The organism is Nocardia sp. CA-136227 (assembly GCF_050955695.1).
Classification (GTDB): Bacteria; Actinomycetota; Actinomycetes; order Mycobacteriales; family Mycobacteriaceae; genus Nocardia.
In genome coordinates, this window is sequence record NZ_CP192081.1 from 2,097,066 (window position 1) to 2,120,253 (window position 23,188).

24 protein-coding genes are annotated in these 23,188 nt (G+C 70.1%); 16 read left to right on the forward strand and 8 right to left on the reverse strand.

Annotation, left to right across the window (positions count from 1 at the left end):
- The first annotated feature begins 91 nt into the window (after window positions 1-91).
- The 3 genes from ACQP06_RS09375 (at window position 92) to ACQP06_RS09385 (ending at window position 2,412) form a co-directional block, all read left to right on the forward strand.
- Window positions 92-1,066 (forward strand): hypothetical protein, encoded by a 975-nt coding sequence (locus ACQP06_RS09375; RefSeq protein WP_433671859.1) that lies wholly within the window; start codon window positions 92-94, stop codon window positions 1,064-1,066.
- Window positions 1,067-1,083: 17 nt separating this feature from the next.
- On the forward strand, window positions 1,084-1,701 hold the full coding sequence (locus ACQP06_RS09380) for a class F sortase (RefSeq protein WP_433671860.1): 618 nt from the start codon (window positions 1,084-1,086) through the stop codon (window positions 1,699-1,701).
- Window positions 1,702-1,788: 87 nt separating this feature from the next.
- Entirely contained in the window at window positions 1,789-2,412 is a 624-nt protein-coding gene (locus ACQP06_RS09385) for a VOC family protein (protein WP_433671861.1), read from the forward strand.
- Between the two features lie 12 nt (window positions 2,413-2,424).
- Here the strand turns inward: ACQP06_RS09385 and ACQP06_RS09390 are convergent, their stop codons facing one another.
- Both ACQP06_RS09390 and ACQP06_RS09395 read right to left on the reverse strand, forming a co-directional pair.
- The gene (locus ACQP06_RS09390) at window positions 2,425-3,465 is read right to left on the reverse strand and encodes an NAD(P)-dependent alcohol dehydrogenase (protein WP_433671862.1); all 1,041 of its coding nucleotides are present in this window, start codon (window positions 3,463-3,465) and stop codon (window positions 2,425-2,427) included.
- 87 nt (window positions 3,466-3,552) lie between these two features.
- Window positions 3,553-4,680, reverse strand: a complete 1,128-nt coding sequence (locus ACQP06_RS09395; RefSeq protein ID WP_433671863.1) for a phosphotransferase family protein — start codon at window positions 4,678-4,680, stop codon at window positions 3,553-3,555.
- Between the two features lie 360 nt (window positions 4,681-5,040).
- Between ACQP06_RS09395 and ACQP06_RS09400 the strand changes: the two genes are divergently transcribed.
- The 10 genes from ACQP06_RS09400 (at window position 5,041) to ACQP06_RS09445 (ending at window position 15,097) form a co-directional block, all read left to right on the forward strand.
- Window positions 5,041-5,556: a DUF6907 domain-containing protein gene (locus tag ACQP06_RS09400; RefSeq protein WP_433671864.1), complete on the forward strand. Its 516-nt coding sequence runs from the start codon at window positions 5,041-5,043 to the stop codon at window positions 5,554-5,556.
- A 122-nt stretch (window positions 5,557-5,678) separates the two neighbouring features.
- The gene (locus ACQP06_RS09405; protein ID WP_433671865.1) at window positions 5,679-7,637 is read left to right on the forward strand and encodes a DUF5615 family PIN-like protein; all 1,959 of its coding nucleotides are present in this window, start codon (window positions 5,679-5,681) and stop codon (window positions 7,635-7,637) included.
- Between the two features lie 233 nt (window positions 7,638-7,870).
- Window positions 7,871-8,320, forward strand: coding sequence for an FAD-dependent monooxygenase (locus ACQP06_RS09410; RefSeq protein WP_433671866.1), 450 nt, complete (start codon window positions 7,871-7,873; stop codon window positions 8,318-8,320).
- Entirely contained in the window at window positions 8,307-9,062 is a 756-nt protein-coding gene (locus ACQP06_RS09415; protein WP_433671867.1) for an FAD-dependent monooxygenase, read from the forward strand. Before ACQP06_RS09410 ends, ACQP06_RS09415 begins: the two co-directional genes overlap by 14 nt.
- Window positions 9,063-9,135: 73 nt before the next feature.
- Window positions 9,136-10,824, forward strand: coding sequence for a methyltransferase (locus tag ACQP06_RS09420; RefSeq protein WP_433671868.1), 1,689 nt, complete (start codon window positions 9,136-9,138; stop codon window positions 10,822-10,824).
- Between the two features lie 118 nt (window positions 10,825-10,942).
- Window positions 10,943-11,188 carry a hypothetical protein gene (locus ACQP06_RS09425; protein WP_433671869.1) on the forward strand — a complete coding sequence of 82 codons (246 nt, stop codon included), beginning with the start codon at window positions 10,943-10,945 and terminating at the stop codon, window positions 11,186-11,188.
- Window positions 11,189-11,248: 60 nt separating this feature from the next.
- The gene (locus tag ACQP06_RS09430) at window positions 11,249-12,469 is read left to right on the forward strand and encodes a cysteine desulfurase family protein (RefSeq protein WP_433671870.1); all 1,221 of its coding nucleotides are present in this window, start codon (window positions 11,249-11,251) and stop codon (window positions 12,467-12,469) included.
- Entirely contained in the window at window positions 12,470-13,591 is a 1,122-nt protein-coding gene (gene mnmA, locus ACQP06_RS09435; protein WP_433671871.1) for a tRNA 2-thiouridine(34) synthase MnmA, read from the forward strand. It begins immediately after the preceding gene.
- The gene (locus tag ACQP06_RS09440; protein WP_433671872.1) at window positions 13,588-14,067 is read left to right on the forward strand and encodes a hypothetical protein; all 480 of its coding nucleotides are present in this window, start codon (window positions 13,588-13,590) and stop codon (window positions 14,065-14,067) included. Before mnmA ends, ACQP06_RS09440 begins: the two co-directional genes overlap by 4 nt.
- On the forward strand, window positions 14,054-15,097 hold the full coding sequence (locus ACQP06_RS09445) for a methionine synthase (protein ID WP_433671873.1): 1,044 nt from the start codon (window positions 14,054-14,056) through the stop codon (window positions 15,095-15,097). The genes ACQP06_RS09440 and ACQP06_RS09445 overlap by 14 nt, the downstream gene beginning before the upstream one ends.
- Window positions 15,098-15,100: 3 nt before the next feature.
- Here ACQP06_RS09445 and ACQP06_RS09450 read toward each other — a convergent pair whose 3' ends face one another.
- Window positions 15,101-15,655, reverse strand: coding sequence for a TetR/AcrR family transcriptional regulator (locus ACQP06_RS09450; protein ID WP_433671874.1), 555 nt, complete (start codon window positions 15,653-15,655; stop codon window positions 15,101-15,103).
- Window positions 15,656-15,764: 109 nt separating this feature from the next.
- Here ACQP06_RS09450 and ACQP06_RS09455 point away from each other — a divergent pair, with 109 nt between their 5' ends.
- A complete protein-coding gene (locus ACQP06_RS09455) occupies window positions 15,765-16,613 on the forward strand; it encodes an SAM-dependent methyltransferase (protein ID WP_433671875.1) in 849 nt (282 codons plus the stop codon).
- Window positions 16,614-16,634: 21 nt separating this feature from the next.
- Here ACQP06_RS09455 and ACQP06_RS09460 read toward each other — a convergent pair whose 3' ends face one another.
- Together ACQP06_RS09460 and ACQP06_RS09465 are read right to left on the reverse strand one after the other, a co-directional pair.
- Entirely contained in the window at window positions 16,635-17,027 is a 393-nt protein-coding gene (locus ACQP06_RS09460) for a hypothetical protein (protein ID WP_433671876.1), read from the reverse strand.
- A gap of 43 nt (window positions 17,028-17,070) precedes the next feature.
- Window positions 17,071-18,312: an AAA family ATPase gene (locus ACQP06_RS09465; protein ID WP_379101584.1), complete on the reverse strand. Its 1,242-nt coding sequence runs from the start codon at window positions 18,310-18,312 to the stop codon at window positions 17,071-17,073.
- Between the two features lie 268 nt (window positions 18,313-18,580).
- On the opposite strand from ACQP06_RS09465, the gene ligA reads away from it, so the two are divergent.
- On the forward strand, window positions 18,581-20,638 hold the full coding sequence (gene ligA / locus ACQP06_RS09470; RefSeq protein WP_433673276.1) for an NAD-dependent DNA ligase LigA: 2,058 nt from the start codon (window positions 18,581-18,583) through the stop codon (window positions 20,636-20,638).
- 116 nt (window positions 20,639-20,754) lie between these two features.
- A complete protein-coding gene (locus ACQP06_RS09475; RefSeq protein WP_433673277.1) occupies window positions 20,755-21,270 on the forward strand; it encodes a GNAT family N-acetyltransferase in 516 nt (171 codons plus the stop codon).
- 28 nt (window positions 21,271-21,298) lie between these two features.
- Here ACQP06_RS09475 and ACQP06_RS09480 read toward each other — a convergent pair whose 3' ends face one another.
- The 3 genes from ACQP06_RS09480 to ACQP06_RS09490 form a co-directional block, all read right to left on the reverse strand.
- Complete coding sequence (locus ACQP06_RS09480) at window positions 21,299-21,838, reverse strand: hypothetical protein (protein WP_433671877.1); 540 nt, start codon at window positions 21,836-21,838, stop codon at window positions 21,299-21,301.
- A 26-nt stretch (window positions 21,839-21,864) separates the two neighbouring features.
- Window positions 21,865-22,284, reverse strand: a complete 420-nt coding sequence (locus ACQP06_RS09485) for a hypothetical protein (protein WP_433671878.1) — start codon at window positions 22,282-22,284, stop codon at window positions 21,865-21,867.
- Window positions 22,285-22,495: 211 nt separating this feature from the next.
- Window positions 22,496-23,146 (reverse strand): amino acid-binding protein, encoded by a 651-nt coding sequence (locus ACQP06_RS09490; protein WP_357096145.1) that lies wholly within the window; start codon window positions 23,144-23,146, stop codon window positions 22,496-22,498.
- Window positions 23,147-23,188: the final 42 nt, after the last annotated feature.

Below are 23,188 nucleotides of genomic sequence, written 5' to 3' on the forward strand. Positions count from 1 at the left end.
TCAGCTTCCAGGCCGACCAGTCGGTAACGCCCGGCCCGCGTGATTCGACGGCAAGGCAATCGAATAACGACGTCTGGAAGCGAATACATCAATGTCGGCAAGGACATTCCCGGCTGCCGTGGTCATCGCCGCGGCCGTAGCTCTCTGCGCGCCGTCAGCCACCGCTGACCCCACGACCACCGCGCCCGCCCCGGGCCTCGGCCTCGGCGTCGATGTCAATGTCGGCCCGGGCGGGCTCGGCGTCGACGTGAACACCGGCGCCCACGTAGGCGGAAACGCCAATGGCGGCGTCCAGGCCGGCGGTAACACCCAGGCCGGTGGCAATGCCAACGGTGGCGTCCAGGCGGGCGGTAACACGCAGGCCGGCGGGAATGCCAACGGCGGCGTGCAGGTCGGCGGCAATACCCAGGTCGGTGGCAATGCCAATGGCGGCGTGCAGGTCGGCGGTAACACGCAGGCCGGTGGCAATGCCAATGGCGGCGTGCAGGTCGGCGGCAATACGCAGGCCGGCGGAAACGCGGGCGGCGGTGTGGATGTCGGCGGTGGCGTCCAGACGGGCGGTAATGCCAATGGCGGCCTCGACATCGGTGGCGGTGTGCAGACCGGCGGTAATGCCAATGGCGGCCTCGACATCGGTGGCGGTGTGCAGACCGGTGGCAATGCCAATGGCGGCCTGGACATCGGTGGCGGTGTGCAGACCGGCGGCAATGCCAACGGTGGCGTGCAGATCGGCGGGGGCGTGCAGACCGGCGGTAATGCCAACGGTGGCGTGCAGATCGGTGGCGGTGTGCAGACCGGCGGTAATGCCAACGGTGGCGTGCAGGTCGGCGGTAACACCAATATCGGTGGTGAGGCGCAGGGCGGTGGCCTGGGCGGCGTCGACCTGACCGTCTCCGGCGGCGCGGCCGCGGGCGCGGATGTGGTGAACGGCATGACGATTCCGGTCGGCGCGAGCACCGGCATCCCCGGCGGCATCCCGGCGACCGACGCGATCCCGGTGGGCGGCTACAAGATCCCGAAGGGCGCGCCGGAGACCGGCGCCGGCGGCATGGCGGGCGCCCGATGATGATCGAACGCCGAAACATGATGAGCACGAAGCCGGTCCGTCGCAGACCGCTGGCCGCCGTGGCCGCGGTGCTGGCGGTCACCGCGGCCCTGGTCTCGGGATGCGGTTCCTCCGGCGGTTCGGACGCGCCGTCGACCTCGCGGGTGCCGACCACGGTCGCGGTGAAGACGGCCGGGTCGATCACCCGATCCACCCCGGTGTCGTTCGCGATTCCCTCGATCAATGCCGCCGGATCGCTGATCTCGGTGGGGCTCAATGCCGATGGCTCGGTCCAGGTGCCCGCCGACTATCAGCAGGCCGCCTGGTACCAGCAGGGTCCGGCCCCGGGCGAGCAAGGCTCGTCGGTCATCCTCGGCCACGTCGACTCCTACAAGGGCCCGGGCGTGTTCTTCGCCCTGAAGAAGGTCAAGAAGGACGACATGATCGACGTGACCCGCGCCGACGGCAAGATCGCGCACTTCAAGGTCACCGATGTGCGGATGTACCTGAAGTCGGAGTTCCCCGACCAGACCGTGTTCGGCCCTCGTGGCGGCGCGACCCTGCAGGTCGTCACCTGCGGCGGCGACTTCGACAAGAACGCCAAGAGCTACCTGTCGAACGTCGTCGTCTTCTCCTCGCTGGACTCGGTGACCTAGCCGGGAGTGCGGGAGCCCACCGCGCGGTCGCGGACTGATCAGGAATCGAGAAGCACTGGTCAGGCCCGCGACCGTAGCGTCGTGGACATGACCTCCATCGAATTCATCACTCTCGATGTCGCCGATCCCGAGGCGGCCGCCGACTTCTACGCCACCGCCTTCGGCCTGGACACCGAGCTGCGGTTCCGCGCCGCCCAGGAGCCCAGCACGGGCTTCCGCGGCTACACCCTGTCCCTGACCGTCGCCCAGCCCGCGGACGCCGACGCCTACCTCGACGCCGCCGTCGCCGCGGGCGCGACGGTGCTGAAGCCCGCGGCCAAGTCGATGTGGGGCTACGGCGGCGTGGTCCAGGCCCCCGACGGCGCGATCTGGAAGGTCGCGACATCCGCCAAGAAGAACTCGGGCCCCGCGACCAAGCGTTTCGAGTCCCTGGTGCTGCTGCTCGGCGTCGCGAATATCGGTGCCAGTAAGCGCTTCTACGTCGATCACGGCCTGCCCGTGGCCAAGAGCTTCGGCCCCATGTACGTCGAATTCGACACCGGCTCGGGCCCGATCAAGCTGGCCCTCTACAAGCGCCGCGCCCTCGCCAAGGACGCGGGCGTGCCCGCCGACGGCACCGGCTCCCACCGGCTCGGCATCGGCGGCTCCGAAACCTTCACCGACCCCGACGGTTTCGCCTGGACACCGGTCATCCAGCCCGCCGATCGGTAATCTGCGGGGCGGTCAGGGCACGATGACGGCGCGGCCCCGCAGCGTGCCCGCCGCGAGTCGCCGATAGGCCTCGGGCGCTTCGTCGAGGCCGAATCGCTCGACCGCGATCTCGAGCACGCCCTCGTGTGCGAGATCGACCAGTTCGATCAGCTCGCTGCGGGAGCCCCAGTACGGTGCGCTCACGGCCGCCTCGTAGGGGCTGATCCCGAATCCGACTCGCGCCGCGGACTTTCCGTCGCCCAACCCGATCAGGGTGACGTCGGAGTCCACGCCCGCGACCGCCATGGCGATGTCCACGGTCGGCTGATATCCGACGAAGTCCAGCACCAGGCTCGCGCCGCGCCCGCCGATGATCTTGCGGACCTGCTCCGCGGCCCGGTCGTCCGACAGCACCGCCTCATGCGCGCCAACGGATTTCGCGAACTCGAGCTTCTCCTCGGTGACGTCCAGGGCGATGACGCGGGCGGGGGACAGGTGCCGCAGCAGCTGGATCGCGACGTGCCCGAGCCCGCCGCTGCCGATCACGACGGCCCACGAGCCCGCCCGCAGCTTCCCCAGCGACCGTTTGATCGCGTGATACGGCGTGAGCCCGGCATCGGTGAGCGGCACCGTCGCCACCGGATCGAGGTCGCCGATCGGCACCAGATGCCGCGCCGAATCCACGATCATGTACTCGGCGATGGCCCCCGGCGCGCCCAGGCCGGGCGGGAAGATGCCCAGGTCCGCGGCTCGCGAGCAGTAGTTCTCCAGGCCCTGCGCGCAGAACCAGCAGGTCCCGCAGCCCCACGGCCCGTACACCACGGCGCCGGCGCCCACCTCGAGCCCGCTCACCCCGGCCCCGAGCGCGGCGACCGTGCCCGCGCCCTCGTGTCCGAGGGTGAGCGGCAGCGGGAATCGGAACGCCTCGGCGGGCATCGACATCACGAAATCGTCCGAGTGGCACACGCCCGCGGCGGTCACCTTCAGCAAGACCTGCCCGGGACCGGGTTCCGGCGTGGGGATTTCGCGAACCTCGGGTTCCTGCCCCACGGTGACATATTGCAGTGCCTTCATACCGCCTACCTCTCGGTCGAGCGACTGGATCGTGCACCGTCACAGGGCGGCGGTTCCGAGACTACCGGCCGCCCTCCCGGGCCCGGCTCAGTCCCAGGTGTAGGTGCCGTCGAGCAGGGCTTCCAGCAGCGGGCGGTGCATGACGAAGTCGTCGCGGTCCTCGGGTTCGGTGGTCTCGCCGAAGTGGATCATGCGCCGCCAGATGCGGGCCATGACGATGCCGTGGCGCAGCGCGGCGTAGAGGAGATACCAGTCCATGTCCTGCGGCGCGTGGCCGGTGCGCTCGGTATAGAGCCGCTCGACGTCGCTGCGGCGCAGGAAGTCCGGCAGCCCGGGCTGGTCGAAGCGGACGGCCATGTCCTGGAAGAACCGGTGCATGAAGATCGGCCACGCCACGTCGAGTTCGCGCGGGCCGATGGCGGCCATCTCCCAGTCCAGCACCGCGGTCGGGTCGCCGCCGTCGAACATGATGTTGCCGGGCCGGGCGTCGCCCCAGGTGAGCACGTCCGTGCCGGATTCGGTCGGCCAGTTGCGCTCGAGCCAGTCGAAAGCGCGCTCCAGCACGGGAATTCCGAAACCGTCGCGGGCGAGCGCCCAGTCGTACCAGTCGCGCTGGGCCTGGAAGTGGCAGCGCAGCGCGGAGCCGTCCCCGGCGAGCATGGGGAAGCGCCGGGCGGGTTCGTCGATGGCGTGGACCTGCGCGATCACCTCGACGGTGTGGCGGGTGATCGCCGCCCGCTCCTCGGGCGTGGCGTCGAAGAGCCAGCCGGTGAAGACGTAGGGCGGGTTGTCCTCGCAGACCCGCCCGGCGACGCGGCCCATGACGAAGAACGGCGAGCCGAGCACGGCGGAATCGGTTTCCAGCCAGTGCAGTCCGGGCAGCGGCGCGTCGATCGCGTCGGCCACACCCGACATGACGGCGAACTGCGTTTCCAGATCGTAGGTTTCGAACAGCGGGAACGAATCCGCCTCGGGGGCGAGCCGCGCCACGAACCGCCCGCCGCGGGATTCCCCGCCGACGCTCCACTCGGCGTCGAAAAGAAGTGTGGCGCTCGACATCCCGCCGCCCTTGGGCTTGACCAGGCCGGTGACCCGCGGCGTGGCGTCGGCGTCGACGCGGGTGGCCAGCCACTGTTCCAGCTGCACCGTCAGCTCATCGTTGTCGCGGTCGGAAACCGTGAGTTTCCAACTCTGGTCGGGCGCGGGGGCGGACATCTGCGGAGTTCCTCCTGGGGCGAAGAGCGGGTGAGCCGAGCCATGCTCTCGGGCGACTGTAACGCGTTCTAATTTCATGGCGAAACTGCCACGGAACATGCTCCGGTAGGTGGGACTCAAGTTGATATTCAGGGTTTTTGCACTATTTCCCCGAGATGCCCGGAAATCGTCACTTGATGTAACACGTATCAGATTGCCGAATGCGGTGCGCCGGGCGCGGGATGCGTTTTGTGGTGAGGTTCGCATTTGCTACGCGGTTTCCGCGCGAGTTGTCTACCGTCATGAATGCGCGCCGGTCATGAGGCCGACGGAAGGGGGCGGGGCGCAGTGACAACAGGATTGGCTTGTCCCAGTTGGTGTATGGTGCACGACGAGGCCGATCTGCCTGGAGTCGACAGCGGGGGAACGCATTTCGGGCTGATGCTCGATGTCGATGACGTATCAACTTCGGCATCAGCGGGTTTCGTGCAGCTGCGGGCGACCGGTGAGGAGCTGCGGCACCGGCGGGTGGACCTGGTGTTCGCCCCGCATCTGTGTGTCGAGATGACCGATGAGCAGGCCTCCGATATCGCGCGGGCGCTGTGTGCCGGAGCGGCGCTGTGTGATCGGACCGTCGACTCCCCGGCGCGCTGTCCGGCCTGGTGCCGCTGCCACGACGATCCCGAGGGCTGGGTGCACTACGGCCCGAAGCGGGTGGTGGAGGTGTCGGGGGAGCTGCGCTCGGTCGAGATCCAGCTGTGCGCCTTCAACTGCGGCCACGACCGCAGGCTCATCATCGAATTCACCGTCGGTCACGACGAGATCGTGGAATTCGCCCCGGCCGCCGCGCGCCGGATCGCCGCCCATCTGATGGAAGCCGCCGACCTGCTGGGTTGACGGCCCGGCTTGTCGACGGTAAAGCCGGGTATTCGCCTACGATAGCTGATGATTTGCGAGCTGTGGTCGCTTGCGTTCGTGCATGGGCCTGATCGTTCCTTCTCACGGCAAAGGGGATCGGTGTGCGAAACATAGGTTTGTCCAGTTCGGTCCGGTTGCGCAGGGCTGCGCTCCTCGGCTGCTCCGCGGGCCTCGGCGTCGCCCTGCTGGTGACTCCGGCACAGGCCCAGGGGTCCGGGGCCGAGGAGATCGCCCAGAAGTACCAGCAGTTCGGCGGCGCCGGATCCTTGCTCGGCAACCCGTCCGGTGAAGTCCACGAGGTGGCGGGCGGCGCGGTCCGCGACTACGCGGGCGGCGCGATCTACTACTCGCAGCCCACCGGCGCGCATGTCCTCTACGGCGACATCCTGACCGGCTATCAGCGGCTCGGCGGGCCCGGCAGCGATCTCGGTTTCCCCACCAGCGACGAATCGATGACGCCCGGCGACACCGGACGGTTCAACGACTTCTCCGCGCCCGACGGCGCGGCGATCTATTGGACGCCCCGGCAGTCGTGGGTGGTCCGCGGTCCGATGCTCGCGGCCTACCGCACTCTGGGCGGACCGGCCGCCGAGCTCGGCTTCCCGGCCGCCGCCGCGACCGTCGACGCCGACGGCACCGTCACCCAGAAGTTCACCGGCGACAACGGCGCCGCGGAGATCTCCTGGAACCCGCAGCGCGGATTCGGCACGGTACCAGGCGGTTTGGCCGCCGGGCTGGCCGGTTTGTCGGTTCCGGGCGTGGCCGGTCAGCTCCCCGGCGGCACGGTGAACCTGCCGGAGGGCTCGGTGAACCTGCCCGATGGCACGGTGCGGCTCCCGGACGGATCGATCCGTTTGCCAGACGGTAGCTTCCAGCTGCCGAATGGGAACATGGTGCTGCCCGACGGCTCCATCAAGCTCCCCGACGGCTCGATCACCTTGCCGGAAGGCGCGGTTCGGCTGCCCGACGGTTCGCTGCGGTACGCGAACGGTCTGATCCGCATGCCGGACGGTGCGCTCGAGCTGCCCGAAGGCGCGGTGCGGCTGCCCGACGGCACCGTGAAGATGGCCGACGGGTCGATCGTGTTCCCCAGTGGCGGCGTGAAGATGGCCGACGGCTCGTTCGGTCTCCCGGGGATGTCGGCGCCGAGCACCGACCAGGCCGAGGGCTGGTTCACCAAGTTCAAGAACAACCTGGGCTGGTGGTGGCTGATCGCGTTGCCGGCCATCGCGGCCGCGATCATCGGACTGCTCGCGCTGCTGGTGTGGGCGTGGCGGAAGTTCCGGGGCGGCAACGGATCGGGCCGCTCGGGTGCGACAGTCGGCGCGACCCGACCGGTGATGGAGGCGAAGGGCGCCGCCGCGGATGTGCGGAGCGCCGGGGTGCGCATGACGGGTGGCGGCGTCGAGCCGCGAGGTGGCGGGCTCGATGTGCAGGGCACCGCGTACCGGGCCGGTGACGCCGCCGTGCGCGCCGGCGATCTCGGCAGGAAGGCGAGTCTGGCCGGCGCGGGAGCGGCGGCGGGAGCCGCCGGTGTTTCCGCGCTCGGCAGGCGTGCGCGGATGACGAGTAGCACGCCACTGGTCGCCGATCCCGAGATGGACTCCATGCTCCGCGGTCTGGGTGACGGCGCCGTCCTCGACATCACCTACGGCGAAGCGTTGCAGGGTCTTTCGCCGGTGGTGGTCGGCACCAAGCTGCTGGTCGACGAGAACCTGAGCCCCCGGCTGGCCGAACGGCTGGAGGCCGCGGGCTACGACGTGGCGCACGCGCACGATGTCGGCCTGTTCGGTGGCGACAATCGGCGGGCGCTGGAGCGGGCGAAGTCGAGCGGCCGTGCCCTGGTGACCGCCGAGCGGAACTACATTCCCGAGCTCGTCGCGGGCACGTCGGTGCCGAGCGTGGTGCTGCTGCACTCGGCGGACGCCACGGTCGACGATCAGGTGACGGTGCTGAAGCAGGCGCTGCCGCGACTGAATCAGCTGCTGTCCGGTGGCGCCCTGGCGGTGCTGTCGGAGCAGCGGATCCGGGCGTGGCGTCTGCCGTCGTCGCGCGGCTAGGGCCGAATTCACCAGTTCTCCTGTGGCGCTGGTGCCGATGCGTTCGCATTGGCGCCGGCGCCATTTCTTTTGTGCGACTTGTCCTTTTTGTGAAGAATGTGCGGCGCGCCCGCGACGCGTGATGCGAAGCAATCCCGTATTCGACTCGTCAAGCCCAGTAACATCGGCCCGGCATTCGTCTGCGTCACCACTTTCCTTTCGGTTAGGACGGTTTCGTGAACAACGTGGAGTCGATGGGTCGCGAGAATGGCGACATCGACACCGAGGTAGTCGTTTTGGGCGCGGGACCCGCGGGCCTGGTCCTGGCGAATCTGCTGCTCGCGGCGGGCATCGCGTGCACGGTCCTCGAGCGGCGGAGTCGGCACTGGGTCGAGAACCGTTCCCGGGCAGGCTTTTTGGCGCCGGACACGGTGGCGGTGCTGCGCGCGCACGGGCTGGCGTCCGGTCTGGATCGGCACGGTCGCGAGCATGATGTGTGCGAATTCCGCGGGCCCGAGATCGGCTTCGAATTGTGTTACGGGAAGCGGGGTTCCGGCCGTCCGCATACGGTGTACCCGCAGCAGTCACTGGTGTCGGACCTGGTCGCAGAATTTCTGCGGGCCGGTGGCGCAATGCATTTCGAGACGACCGCCGAGGCCGTCGGCGACCCTCGATACCGAGCGCCCCTGGGTGCGGGTTCGTGACGCCGAGGGGCGCGTGCGGCGCATCACCGGCCACTATGTCGCCGGGTGCGACGGCGGCCACGGGGTGGCCGCGCCCGCGGTTCCGGCCCGCACCGCGGTCCGCGATCACGGGATCACCTGGCTGGCATTGCTGGTCCAAGCGCCGCCGAGCTCGCCGAACGTCCTCTATGGCGTGCACCCCGACGGTTTCGCGGGCCAGATGCCGCGTACCCCCGACATCACCCGCTACTACCTGCAATGCGATCCGGCCGACACCCCTGAAGTCTGGGACGACGCGCGCGTCTGGGTGGCGCTGGAGAATCGCCTGCACGCGAGCGTCCACGGCCCCCTGCGCCGGGGCCCGGTTGTCGAACGCGGTCTGGTCCGGTTGCGGTCGGAGATCCGAGATCGCCTCCAGCACGGCCGATTACTGCTCGTCGGCGACGCCGCCACGGCCATCAGCCCCTCGGCCGCCAAGGGCGCGAATCTGGCGATCCTGGGCGCGGAACTGCTCGCGCGGGCGCTGACCGGCGCCTTACGCGACGGCGATGCCGCCGGGGTCTCGCGTTATTCGGCCGACTACGGCCCGGTGATCGAACGGGCCCAAGAGTTTTCGCACTGGATGATCGATCTGCTCCATCCCCCCGCCGCTGCGGATCCGCACGCCGATTACCAGCGTGTGCTGCGCCGGTCCCGCCTGCGTGATCTCTCGGTATCGCGGGCGCACCAGGACTTCTTCGCCGACAACTATGTCGGCCTCTGACATTCCGTCACCTCTCCCATTCCTTATGTCCCACAACTGAATACCTCTGTTCGCCATCCCCTCAGGAGGACGCGTGAATCCCGCGCTGGTAGCGCACGCCGAGCTCGATTCGTTCGATCTCGACCAGTTGGATGCCGCGGCACGATACGCCGCGGCCCACGACACCGGGGCGGTGCTGAGCGCCATGCTGCCCGGCCTGGCCGCTGCCGATCGGGCCGCCATCATGGCCCGCACCCGCTTCGCTCACACCGCCGTACTGGTGTTCCCACCGGATCTGAAGGCGCTCACCGCCGCGCTGGCCGGGCGCGGTCTCACCGCGGGCCCGCCCACCCCGAGCATGGTGGTCAGATCCCGGCTCGCCGACCGCTACGGCCTGCCCGCCGGAGAGCTGGACGTGCGGATCCTTCGAACCGCCGTGCCCAGCCCCGACGACGATCCCCGGTTACTGGAGATCTTCGCGCTGGCCGGAACGGCCGACGAGGCGCGCGCCACGATCGTGGCCGCGGAACGGGCCGCGGGCTACGAATCGCATCTTGCGCTCGAGGTCGAGAAGGCCGACAGCGTCGAACTCGCCGGGCTGCGCGCCCTGCTGCTGCACAAGAACCGCATGCACGCCGACGGCGGCGGCTACAACAGCCACGAGCACGCCACCGTCCTCTACTTCCGCACCACCGCCCCCGACCGCCCCTTCCGGCGGCTGGAACTCCATGTGGCCGGGCAACATTCGTCGGTGCTGGCCGCGCACCTGGGCGTCTCCCACGACGCGCCCACCCGCCTGCTGCGGTTGCTGACCGGGGCGTGGGCCACCCAGGCGCTCGCGGTCACCGCCACCCTGGGCGTGGCCGACCGGCTGGCCGCCACCCCCGGAGCCTCGGTCGCCGCCCTGGCCGAATTGACCGCCACCGATGTCGACAGCCTGTCCCGGCTGCTGCGCTACCTCTCCGAACTCGACATCGTCCGGGTCTGCGGCGAGGGCTACGAACTCACCGACTCCGGCGCGCTGCTGTCCAGCACGGCCGCCCGCTCCCTGCAACCGCTCGCCCGCCTGTACGGGGGAGCGTTCTACGAGTCCTTCGCCCACCTCGACCACGCGGTCCGCACCGGCGCCGCCGGCTTCGACCACCACTTCGGCAGTCATCACTTCGACTACTTCTCCCGAACCCCGGCCGGCGCGGAGCTCTTCGACACCGCCATGGCCGCCGGCGCCGCGATCTTCGGCCACGTCGCCGACTTGATCCAGCTCACCGGCACCGAGACCATCGTCGATATTGCGGGCGGCAACGGCACCCTGCTGGCCGTCCTGCTGCGCGAGGCCCCCACCGCTCACGGCGTCCTGCTGGAACGCGCCACCGCGCTGGTCACCGCCCGCACCGCCCTGGAGCAGGCGGGCTGCCTGTCCCGATGTCGTTTGCTGGAAGGCGATTTCACCGCCCAGGTCCCCGCGGGCGCCGACGTCTACCTGCTCTCCCGGGTCCTGCACGACTGGGACGACGACCGCTGCCGCACCATCCTCGCCCGCTGCGCCGCCGCCATGCCCGCCCACGCCCGCCTCTTCGTCATCGAACGCCTCCTCCCCGACGACGACGCCCCGTCCCTCGCCCCCGCCTGGGACGTCCACATGCTCTGCAATGTCGGCGGCCGCGAACGCACCCTCACCCACTACCGCGACCTCGCCGCCACCGCCGGCCTCGCGGTGGATCGGGTCTGCTCGCTGCCCTTGGACTTCTCGATGATCGAGCTGAGCCGCCCGCCCGGCCGCTGACGGTCTCGATCGTTCCGGCGGTATCCGCTGTCAGCGCGCGATCGGCGGGCTGTCAGCGGCCGCGGCCATCGTCGTGTGTGTGCCGCAGCGACGGCACACCACCACGAAGGAGGACACCATGAACAACTCGGCGATCGCGCGGCTGGAAACGCTGGCGAATCGGATGGAACCCGCCGCGCGGGTCGACCGCAACGCGCGGGACTGGCTGACCGAGGTGCGGACCGCCATCCTCGAACTACGGCAGCAGCCCGCGCCCGGGTCCCGAGCGGGCGGCGGCCTCCTGGAGTCGGTCGGTGAGGGCCTGGCCCTGGGCGCGGGCTTCGCCGTCGGCGAGGAGATCGTCGAGTACCTGTTCGACTGGTGAACCGGCCCGCGGGTATGGCGGGAATAGCGACGCGACGGCGGCGGCTATCCTTGGACGGTCATGAAGTCGGCTTTCCCGGGTCCGGTCGGTGCCCAGACGGTCTACCTCGATCACGCGGCGACTACCCCGATGTTCCCGGTCGCGGTCGAGGCCATGTGTGCTGCCCTGGGTGTGACGGGGAACGCCTCGTCGCTGCACGGGTCGGGACGCGCCGCGCGGCGGCTGCTCGAGGAGGCTCGGGAGTCGATCGCGGCGGGGCTGGGGGCGCGGCCCTCGGAGGTGATCTTCACCTCGGGCGGGACCGAGAGCGACAATCTCGCCGTCAAGGGGATCTACTGGGCGCGGCGGGACGCCGACCCGAAGCGGAACCGGATCCTGGTGAGCGCGGTCGAGCATCACGCGGTGCTGGACACCGTGGAATGGCTCGAACAGCACGAGGGCGCGCGGATCACGTGGCTGGAGTGCGACGCCGAGGGCGTCGTGTCGCCGCGCACACTGCGGGCCGCGCTGGCCGAGCACGCCGAGGATACGGCGCTGGTCAGTGTCATGTGGGCCAACAACGAGGTCGGGACGATCCAGCCGATCCGGGAATTGGCCGCGGTGGCACAGGAGTTCGACGTGCCGATGCACAGCGACGCGGTGCAGGCGGCCGCCCAGCTGCCCATCGATTTCGCGGGCAGCGGGCTGGCGGCGGCCAGTTTCGCCGGGCACAAGGTCGGCGGGCCGCACGGGGTCGGGGTGCTGCTGCTGGGCCGGCAGGTGCCCGCGGTGCCGCTGCTGCACGGCGGCGGGCACGAGCGGGATCTGCGCTCGGGCACCTCGGACGTCCCCGCGGCGGTGAGCCTGGCGGCCGCCCTCCGCGAGACCGTGGCGGGCCTGGAGCTGCGCGCGGTGGACTTGGAGCGGCTGCGGGACCGGCTCATCGATGGTGTGCGCGCCGTCGTGCCGGACGCGGTGCTCAACGGCGGCACCGGTGAGCGACGGCTGCCGGGCAACGCCCACTTCACGTTCCCGGGCTGCGAGGGCGACTCGCTGCTGATGCTGCTCGACGCCGCCGGGATCGAATGCTCGACCGGATCCGCGTGCAATGCCGGAGTCGCCGGACCCTCCCATGTGCTGCTGGCCATGGGCGTGGAACCGGGCCGCGCGCGGGGATCTCTGCGATTCTCATTGGGACACGATTCGACCGACGCCGATATCGATGCCCTGCTGGCCGCGCTGCCGCAGGTCGTGGAGCGGGCGAAGGCGGCCGGACTGGCCGGAGCGAAGGGAGGCTTCTAGATGCGAGTACTTGCCGCGATGAGTGGTGGCGTGGATTCCGCCGTGGCGGCCGCCCGCGCCGTGGACGCCGGACACGAGGTGGTCGGCGTGCACCTGGCGCTGTCGGCGAGCCCGGGCACGCTACGCACCGGATCGCGCGGCTGCTGCTCGAAGGAGGACGCCGGTGACGCCCGGCGGGCCGCCGACGTGCTCGGGATCCCGTTCTACGTCTGGGATTTCGCGGACCGGTTCAAGGAGGACGTGATCGACGACTTCGTCGCCGCGTACGCCGCCGGCGAGACCCCCAACCCGTGCCTGCGCTGCAACGAGAAGATCAAGTTCTCGGCGCTGGCCGACCGCGCGGCGGCGCTCGGCTTCGACGCCGTCGTCACCGGGCACTACGCCCGCCTCGAGGACGGCGTGCTGCGCCGGGCCGTGGACGCGGACAAGGATCAGTCGTACGTGCTGGCCGTGCTGACCAGCGATCAGCTGTCGCGCGCCATGTTCCCGGTCGGCGACACCCCGAAGCCGCAGATCCGCGCCGAGGCCGCCGAGCGCGGGCTGGCCGTCGCGAACAAGCCCGACAGCCACGACATCTGCTTCATCCCCTCCGGCGACACCCAGGCCTTCCTGGGCGCGAAGATCGGCATCCGCCCCGGCGCGGTGCTCGACGCCGACGGCACCAAGCTCGCCGAACACGAGGGCGTGCACGGATTCACCATCGGCCAGCGCAAGGGTCTGGGCCTGCCCGGCCCGGCCGCCGACGGCAAGCCGCGCTACGTCACCGGCATCGACCCCGACACCGGCGACGTGCACGTGGGCTCGGCCAAGGACCTGGAGGTGTGGATGGTGCTCGCCGACCGCGCCATCTGGACCTCGGGTGAAACCCCTTCCGGCCCCATCGAATGCGTCGCCCAGGTGCGTGCCCACGGCGGCACCGCCCCCGCGGTCGCCGAGGCCGTCGACGGCGGCCTGGTGGTGCGGCTGCGAGAGCCGCTGACCGGGGTGGCCCGCGGCCAGGCCGTGGTCCTCTACCGCCCCGACACCGACGGTGACGAGGTGCTGGGCAGCGGCACCATCTCCGGCACCGAACGCGAACCGCACTCGTACGCAAGCGAACTGGTCTCGGATAGCGCCCGGTGAACGACCGTCCCTCGCGCAGCGGCGCGAAGTCATATGTGGCGCCACAGATCCGGCCCGTTCTCGGTGGCCGGATCGTGTGGCGCACCGGTCTGGCGCAACCGGCCGGTCTGCGGCCCAAGCGCGGCCCCGGCAAGGTCCGGCTCGGCAAGGGCGCCACTCGGGCCTCGGCCGACCCGGTGGGGCAGCCCGCCCGCGCCGACACCGGCGAATTCCAGCCCGGCGAAGCGCAACCCGGCCCCGAGGGCCCGCATGACGCCGCGACCGGACCCTCGTCGGACCGCAACCCCGACCATTCCGGACGCAAGCGCGCCGTGACCGTCCGGGTCGCCCCCTACGCCGAACGCGGCCGTATCCCCACCGGCGCGCCCGCCGAGGGCACCGCGGGCAAGACCTGGGACTGGTTCGTCAACACGACCTGCTGGGACTGGTACACGAACTCGAGCGGAAAGACCGATCGCGGCGATGCCGGTGAGTGACAACGCCTTCGCGCTGCCCGGCGGCATCGCGACCGGCGTCGGCTCGTGGCCGGGCGCCGACCCGCGCGAGGCGGCGGCGACCGTGGTGGGGGAGCTGGGTCAGCTGCCGCACCTGGTCGAACTGCCCGCCCGCGGTATGGGCGCGGACATGATCGGACGGGTCTCCGGGCTGCTGGTGGACATGCAGTTCGACGGCACCACCCGCGGATACCGGCTGGGTGCGCGGCCCGGCGCGGTCTCGCGGCGCGCCAACGACCTGTTGCGCACCGACCTGGACGCGCTCGAAGAGGCCTGGGAGACCGGCGGTTCGGCCGGATCCGGTCACCCGGTGAAGGTGCAGGTGGCGGGCCCGCTGTCGGTCGCCGCGGAGGTCGAACTGCCCGGCGGGCATCGCATCCTCACCGATTCCGGTGCGCTGCGCGACCTTTCGGAGTCCCTGGCCGAGGGCATCGCCAACCACGTCGCCGAGGTCTCCAAGCGACTCGGCACGCAGGTGATCCTCCAGATCGACGAACCCCACCTGACGGCCGTCCTGAGCGGGACGCTGAAGGGCGTGAGCGTTCTGAACACGGTGCGCGCCATGCCCGAACCCGAGGCCCTGCACGTGCTCGACACCGTGGCCGCGCGGCAGTCGGTCCCGGTCCTGATCCACTCCTGCGCCGACCGCCCCGCGCTCGGTTTCCTGCGCAAGTCCGCCGCGAGCGCGATCGGGTTCGACCTGGCCGCCATCGGCACCCGGGACCTGGACCGCATCGGCGAATTGCTGGACGCCGGAAAGCATCTGGTCCTCGGCCTGGTCCCCACCACCGAACCGGCCAAGCCGGTCACCTGGCGTGACATCGCCGAACCCGGTGTCCGCCTGATCGACCGTCTCGGTTTCCCCCGCCGCCTGCTCGCCGACCAGATCCTGGTCTCCCCGGCCTGTGGCCTGGCCGGCGCCTCCCTGTCCTGGGCCCGCCGCGCGGTGAGCCTGGCCGCGGAGACCGCCCGCGCCTACGCCGACGAGCCCGACGGCCTCACCTTCGAGTAGCCGCTACATCCGCTCGACGATGTCGAGCGCGATGGCCACCGCCGCCGCATTGCTCTCCTCGTCGGACAGCTCCAGGTCTCCCATCATGGACAGACTCCAGCTGATGGCCAGCAGCGCCTGCCGGGCGTGGAACACCGTCAGCGGGTCCCGGCTCGGCGCGCTCATCAGGTCCGCCAGCACCCGGAACTGGTAGCGCAGGCTCGTCCCGAACCCGAGGTCCCGGAACGCGGGCTGGTTCTCGTGCCAGAACCGGATCATGTCCTTGCCGAGACTGTGCAGCAGCGCCCCGTACCGGATCACGATCTCCCGCGCGCGCTCCCGCCCCTCGGGCGCGCTCTCGGCCCACGTCACGATCTCGTCGACGCCGCCCCGCAGATCCTCCGACAGACTGGCGACGATGTCTTCCTTGGTCCGGAAGTGGTAGTACAGCGCGGCTTTCGTGACTCCCAGGCGTTCGGCGATCTCCCGCAACGAGGTCTTCTCGTACCCCCGCTCCGAGAACAGCTCCATGGCGACGGCCCGTATCCGCTCCCGCGTGTCACTACGACGCCCGTCCATCGAATCCCTTCATTTTGCTTGACGCCCGGCAAGGAAAAAGCCTAGCGTCTTCCTCACCGCCAGATACCTAGCCGGGCGGCAAGTTAATTCACTCTCGGGGAGCAGTGACATGACCGAATCAGCAGCGACAGTGCCGGTCGACGGCGTGGCCATGACGGCGATCGGGGTGGCCGTCATCCGGGCGCGAGAGTCCGAACGCGCCGACCGCCTCTACGACGACCCGCAGGCCGCGGCCTTCGTGGCCGCTGCCCGCCGTGGCTTCGACCCGGACCGCTGGGCCCGCGTGGAGGCCGTGGCCGACCAGTTCTACGAGGGCCGCACCGTCGGCGTGCACCTGGTCGACGAGCGATTCCGTGCGGCGATCACCGCGGGCTGCGCCCAAATCGTCCTCCTGGGAGCGGGTTTGGACACGCGCGCCTACCGGATGCCTCTACCGCCGGACACCCACGTGTTCGAGATCGATCTCCCGGAACTCTTCGCCTTCAAGGAACGCGTCCTCGCGACCCTCCCCGCCACCCCCGGCTGCCACCGCCACGTGGTCGTCTCCGACCTCCGCGACGACTGGCGAACCCCCTTGCTGGCAGCCGGTTTCACCCCGAGCGTCCCCACCTACTGGGTGGACGAGGGCTCTCTCGGCTACCTGAACCAGGACTGGAACCAGCGCGTGGTCCGCACCCTCACCGAACTCTCCGCCCCCGGCAGTCGCTTCGGCGCGGCCCGCTACATCGTCGACCCCGACGCTCCGCAGTACCGCGACCTCCGCCGCCTGGTCGCCGGTGACCACGCCCCCGACCCGGCCCCCATCACCACGTCCCAGGACATCGACGTCCAGTCCTGGCTCGACTCCCTCGGCTGGTCCACCGAGTTCCACAGCTGGAACGACCTGACGGCCCACCTCGACCGCCCGGTCGGTCCCCTCGACCCCCGGATCGGCAATATCGCGGCCGTCCGCCGCTGACCATGACCCGTGGCCGGAGGATCAGCCCTGATCCTTCGGCCGCTTCGAACCGAAGTAAGGACGGGCGCCCGGGTGGCCGAGCTGCCATTTGTCGGGCTTGCCGGTGGGGTAGGCGACGGGGATCCGGTCGCCGATGGACGGCCACTGATCGACGTCCCAGGCGAAACGGCCGTAGACCTCGTGCGCCACGACGGTCGGACCGGAGATGCTGCCGCTTATGGTGACGTACTGCTCGCCCGGCTCGGCGGGGCGGGGGCTCACGCCGGTGACGTGCAGGGTGCCGGATTCCAGTTCGGCGGGGGCGCCGAAGCCGGGCAGGCCACTACCGCCGCCACCATTGGCGCGGCGGTAGTACATCACGGTCGCGGCCAGGGCGCCGCCGATCAGCAGGACGAACGCGAGCTGGATGAGCATGGAGTCCATGCTAGGCGGCGTCGCGTCCGGCCCAGGGCAGCGGCTAGTGGGCGGTGAGTTCGGAGACGCCGTGGTGGCGGCGGAGCTGCCAGACCGTGGTGCGCTTGGACTGGGAGCGGCCGTTGCCGCGGTCGATGAGGGTGCGGTTGGCGGTGGTGAACACCAATTGCGCGCCCTGGGTATTGGTTTCGGGGTTCTGGAACAGCTGGATGAGGCTGTCGGCGGTCTCGGGGGTGAGGGCGGCGTCGATATCGTCGACCGCCAGCACGCCGCCGGTGTCGAGGGCGTCCAGCATGGGCGGGAGCAGGCGCAGCATGGCCAGGGTGGCGCTGGACTCGTCGGCGATGTCGAAGGCGGTCTCGATGCCTTCGTGGGTGAGGCCCAGGCCGACACCGCGGCGGGCCACCATGCGGGAGTAGAGGGCGTCGCGGGCGGCGTAGAGGTTGGCCAGTTCGCGCTGCAGCAGGGTGACGGTGATGCCGTGCTCGAGGAACATCTCCTCGGCGTAGTTGGCCGACACCGTGCAGTTCTCGATTTCCTTTGTGGTGGACGAGATGTCGGTGTCCAGGTCACGCAGGTAGTCGGCGTACATGGGATCGTCCGAGGGCAGCAGCAGATCGGTGATGCCCAGGTCCGCGCCGCGCAGCAGGGTCAGCAGCCGCACCGCGTGATCGGTGGAGCGGGAGATGTGCGAGCCGACGCGGTGCGCGATCTCCTGCGGATCCGGTTGCCCGCACTGCACTTCCAGCAGCGACTGGAACCAGCGGTAGGCGGGCACCAGCGGTTCGGCGTACAACTGCCCGGACAGGCTGAGCAGCAGCGCGTTCGGCCGCACCAGCGGCACCACCGCTCCCAGGCCGTACCGGGCGGCCTCGAACATGGGCCCGATCCGGATGTCGTCCCCGGCGCGTTCGAAGACCACCCGCTTGCGATTGTGCGGGTGCGAGTGCAGCCATTCCGCCGCCACATCGGCGTTGTCGAGCCGGAATCCGTAGGTGTACGGGCAGCCCTCGGCGACGAAGTTGGCCACGAATTCCGAAGGGCGATCCGAGAATCCGAGATGCGGGGTGCGGTCGGGCCCGGAGTACGGGTCCCACCCGGTGACCGAGTTCAGCACAGCGTCGCGCATGCGGTCGAGCGCGTCGATGAGGCCGGTCTTGCCGGTGGCGGCCGCGCCGTACACGGCGGTGACCGGCGTGGCGACCGGTCCGCTACCCCGGGTCAGCCGCAGCTCCTGCGGTTCGGCGAGGGACCGATGGTTCGTCACCTGAAAACTACGCAACACCCTGGACATCCTGCCGGTCGCGGGTCGGAAATGCGACTCACCTTATTCGGACGTGGCGGTCGGATTGCGGGCGGGCCGCGAATGACGCTGCGCGACAGCGCCAACGGTCGCGCGCGAGGGCCGTGACGCGCTCGCGGCGGCCCGGCGACGAGCCGCTCCGGTCCCGCGCGAATGCGCCTCGACGTGCGGGAATGTTTGATCGAACCTGTCGGTGGGGCGGGATAGAGTGCCTCCTGTGAGCGAATCGGGCAGCGAATCGGGCAAGGAGATCACCGCGGCGAGCGGGGGCGAGCGGGTCGAGTGGCAGCGGTTGGCGGAGGAGGTCCGCGACCACCAGTTCCGCTACTACGTACGGGACGCGCCGATCATCACCGACGGTGAGTTCGACGAGTTGTTCAACCGGCTGGTGGCGCTCGAGGAGTCGCATCCGGATCTGCGGACTCCCGACTCGCCGACCCAGCTGGTCGGGGGCGGCTTCACGACGGCGTTCGCGCCGGTCGATCACCTGGAGCGGATGTACTCGCTGGACAATGTGTTCAACGAGGACGAGATGCGGCAGTGGATCGCCAAGGTGGAGGCCGACGCCGGCACCGACCTGCACTACGTGTGCGAGGTGAAGATCGACGGCGTCGCGCTGAACCTGGTGTACGAGGACGGCAAGCTGGTGCGCGGCGCCACCCGCGGCGACGGCCGCACCGGTGAGGACGTCACCCTCAATGCCCGCACCATCGAGGACATCCCGCACGAGCTGGTGCACAGCGACGAGTTCCCGGTGCCGAAGCTCCTCGAGGTGCGCGGTGAGGCGTTCATGACGCTGGCCGACTTCGAGGCGCTCAACGCCGCCATCGTGGCGGAAGGCAAACCGCCGTACGCGAATCCGCGCAATACCGCGGCGGGCTCGCTGCGCCAGAAGGATCCGGCGGTGACGGCCCGGCGGCGGCTGCGCATGATCTGCCACGGCTTCGGCCGCCTGGAGGGTTTCGCGCCGGAGTCGCAGCACGAGGCGTATCGTGCGCTCGCCGCCTGGGGTCTGCCGGTGTCCGCGCACACCGTGCGGGTGCAGGGCGCGGACGCGGTGGTCGACCGCGTCAACTATTGGGGCGAGCACCGCCACGACATCGAGCACGAGATCGATGGCCAGGTCGTCAAGGTCGACGAGTTCAGCCTGCAGCGCCGCCTGGGCGCCACCTCGCGCGCGCCGCGCTGGGCCATCGCCTACAAGTATCCGCCGGAGGAGGCCACCACCAAGCTGCTCGACATTCAGGTGAATGTCGGTCGCACGGGCCGGGTTACGCCGTTCGCGGTCATGCAGCCGGTGACGGTGGCGGGCTCCACGGTCGCGATGGCGACGCTGCACAACGCCTCCGAGGTACAGCGCAAGGGCGTGCTCATCGGCGACACCGTCACCATCCGCAAGGCGGGTGACGTGATCCCCGAGGTACTCGGTCCGGTGGTGGACGCGCGCGACGGCTCCGAGCGCGCCTTCGTGATGCCCACGCACTGCCCCGAGTGCGGCACCGAGCTCGCCCCCGCCAAGGAGGGCGACGCCGATATCCGCTGCCCCAATCAGCAGTACTGCCCGGCGCAGCTGCGGGAGCGGGTGTTCCACGTGGCCGGGCGCGGCGCGTTCGATATCGAGGCGCTGGGCTACGAGGCCGCGATCGACCTGCTGAAGTCGGGCGCGATCGCCGACGAGGGTGATCTGTTCGCCCTCGACGAGGCGACGCTGCTCACCACCACGCTGTTCACCAACAAGGCGGGCACGCTGTCGCAGAACGGCAAACGCCTGCTGGAGAATCTGGAGTCCGCCAAGGATCGCCCGCTGTGGCGCGTCCTGGTCGGCCTGTCCATCCGGCACGCGGGTCCCACCGCGGCCCGCGCCCTGGCCACCGCCTTCGGCAGCATGGACCGCATCCGCGAGGCCTCGGCCGAGGAACTGGCCGCCACCGACGGTGTCGGCCCGACAATCGCCGCCGCGGTCACCGAATGGTTCACCGTGCCATGGCATCTCGACATCGTCGACAAGTGGGCCGCCGCCGGCGTCCGCATGGAGGACGAGCGCGACGAGTCCATCGAACGCAACCTCGAGGGCCTGTCCATCGTGGTGACGGGCTCGCTGCAGACCTTCACCCGCGACGGCGCGAAGGAAGCGATCCTGATCCGCGGCGGCAAGGCCGCCGGATCCGTCTCCAAGAAGACCGCTTTCGTGGTCATCGGTGACTCGCCCGGCTCCAAGGCCGACAAGGCGGAGGAACTCGGCGTCCCGATCCTCGACGAGGAAGGCTTCGTCAAACTCCTCGCGGGCGGCCCCGAAGCGGTGTCGTAGCGAGCGCCGTGCACCGGTGCGGGGCGTGCCCGCGCTGGTGGGTGTTCGAGGCCGAGCCCTGGAAGCCGGGGCGGCGGGATGACGGTGTGGGATCGATCGAGGACGGAGTTGTGGTGATGGGCGCGGACGGTGACGCCGTGGTGATTCGGGATGCCGAGGTCGGAGATTTCGCCGCGGTCGGCGAGTTGACCGTCGAGGTGTATGTGGGCGAGGGACATGTGAATCCCCGGAGCCTGTATGTCGCGGAGCTCGCCGACACCGCCACCCGCGCGGCGTCGGCGGAGATCCTGGTGGCCGTGCGCGGCGGGGAGCTGCTCGGCTCCCTGACCATGGCCCGGCCGGGCACGCCGTTCGCCGATATCGCCCGGCCCGGGGAGCTGGAGTTCCGGATGCTCGCGGTGTCCAAGCGCGCCCGGGGCCTCGGCATCGGCCGCGCCCTGCTGGTGCGGGTGATCGAGACCGCCCGCGCCGAGGGCTTCGGCGCGGTGGTTCTCACCACCATGCCGACCATGCAGGACGCTCGCCGCATGTACGACCGGTTCGGTTTCGCGCATGTGCCGGAACGCGATTGGCACACCGATTCGGGGCTGCCGCTGACCGTCATGCGGTTCGAGGTCGCGGCGGGGGAGTGACCCCGCAGGGTCTGGACCGGTCCGGAATCTAGGTCAGCACGCCGTCGATACAGAGCGACGCCGTGCGCCAGGTCGGGGCCGGGCGGGTGCCGTCGAAAGTCCATCCGGCGATGGGTTCGGCGGCCTTCCAGAGCAGCACGTCCCCGGAGACCCGGACCACCTGGTACACGTCGTCGGTGCCCGGGATCAGCTGATTGCCGACGCAGTAGTCGGTGTAGCTGGTGCCGGGTTGCCGTGCGCCCGGACTGAATTGACCGACCGGGCTGCCGGTCGCGCCCGGTGTCCGCACCGTGGCGGGCCGATCGGTATCCGCCCCGGCGAACCAGTACGGCGCCCCGGCGTCGGTGCCGCACCGGAAGCTGGTGCCGCCCGCGATGACGGTGCTGTCCTGCGGGTAAGTCGTTCCCGCCCACAGACACCCGGCGCGGGCCCGGCGCTCGCCGGTCTCCGCCTCGGCGGTCGCGGCCAGCGGCAGCCCGGCGACGGCCAGGGCGGCGATGGCGATGGGCGCGGCGGCGGCCCGCCCGAAGCGTCGCGAGCCGCGCGGCGTGGTGATTGCAGTGGTCATGGTCGCTCCCTGGTCTCGGTACGTGGTCAGCAGTGGCTGGCGAGCGCGGGGCAGACGGTGTAGCCGGAACCGTCCCGGTCCCACTTGGGCGTCCAGGTGGCCGGGTCGCCGCCGCCGACCCGGTTCGGCGGTTGGTGCGGCGGGCGGACCGTGCCGGGTTTCCGCGGGTGCTGATTCTGGAGAACCGGATCGGTGTCGGTGTGGTTGAAGCCGAGCGGATCCCGGGCGTGGATGCCGGTGGGGTCATTGCCGTGCGTGATGATGCCGGACCGGTTGCCGCGGTCCCCGGACGTCCGCGACGGGTCGGAGGCTCCGGGTGATGTGCCGCCGTGTGTGGACGGGTCGGCGGATGCCTGTCCCGCGGCGAGCACGGCGGCGCCGGCCAGTGGGGCCAGGATCAGGCCGATGATGCGGAGGTGGGGTCGTGGTCGATGGGCGTGCTGCATGGCGTCATTGCCTCTCTGCGCGGCGTCTCGGCCGTTCCTTATCTACTAAGTAAGAACGTAGATGACCTACGTAGGTGAATAGTAGATAAAACCTGGGAATCTACTGAGTTCCTACGTAGGAAACGGCAGGCGCGCGGCGGCCCGGCAATGCGAAACGCCCCCACCGGATCTCCGGTAGGGGCGTGAAACGCGAGGTGAAAGCGGGTGTGACTCAGCCCAGCACGGTCGCGACGATGCCGGCCAGGTAGCCCAGGCGAGCCACCTCCGAGGGCCGGAAGTCCGGTCCGCCCGGGCGGCCCAGCAGCAGCACCTTGCCGGTGTTGCCGAGTGGCGCCGCCGCCAGCTTGGTGTCCATGTCCTTCCATAGGTCCGGCACCCAGTCGGCGTCACCGTCGAGCACCGACGGCTTCTCCAAGGGCATCCACGGCGCGGAGGCGGCCTGTGTGGACGGCGCGCTCTGGGAACCCACCACCCGGTAGGCGCCCTGCGGGCCCATGTCGATCACGGTCGACCAGCCGACCCGCAGCACCCGGGGCGCACCGTCGACGAGCACCTGCAACCGGTCGTCGCGTGCGTTGGCGACCTGGTCGATGAGCTCGAGTTCGCGATGGGTGTCGAGGATCCCCGAGTACGGCCGCAGCGAATCCACTTGCACATCGTGCAGTGATTCGGCGGCGGTGATGAGGGTGTCGGGCAATGCGCCCGTCGGCACCTCGACGACGATGTCGTCGATCGCGAAGCCGTCGCCGCGCTCGACGACATCCAGCGAGAGGATGTCCGCGCCAACGGAACCCAGCGCCAGCGCCAGCGATCCGAGACTCCCCGGGCGATCCGGAAGTTGCACGCGAAGCAGGTATGACACGTGCCTTCCTTTCTTTACTGTGCGACCGAAACTTTCCGACGG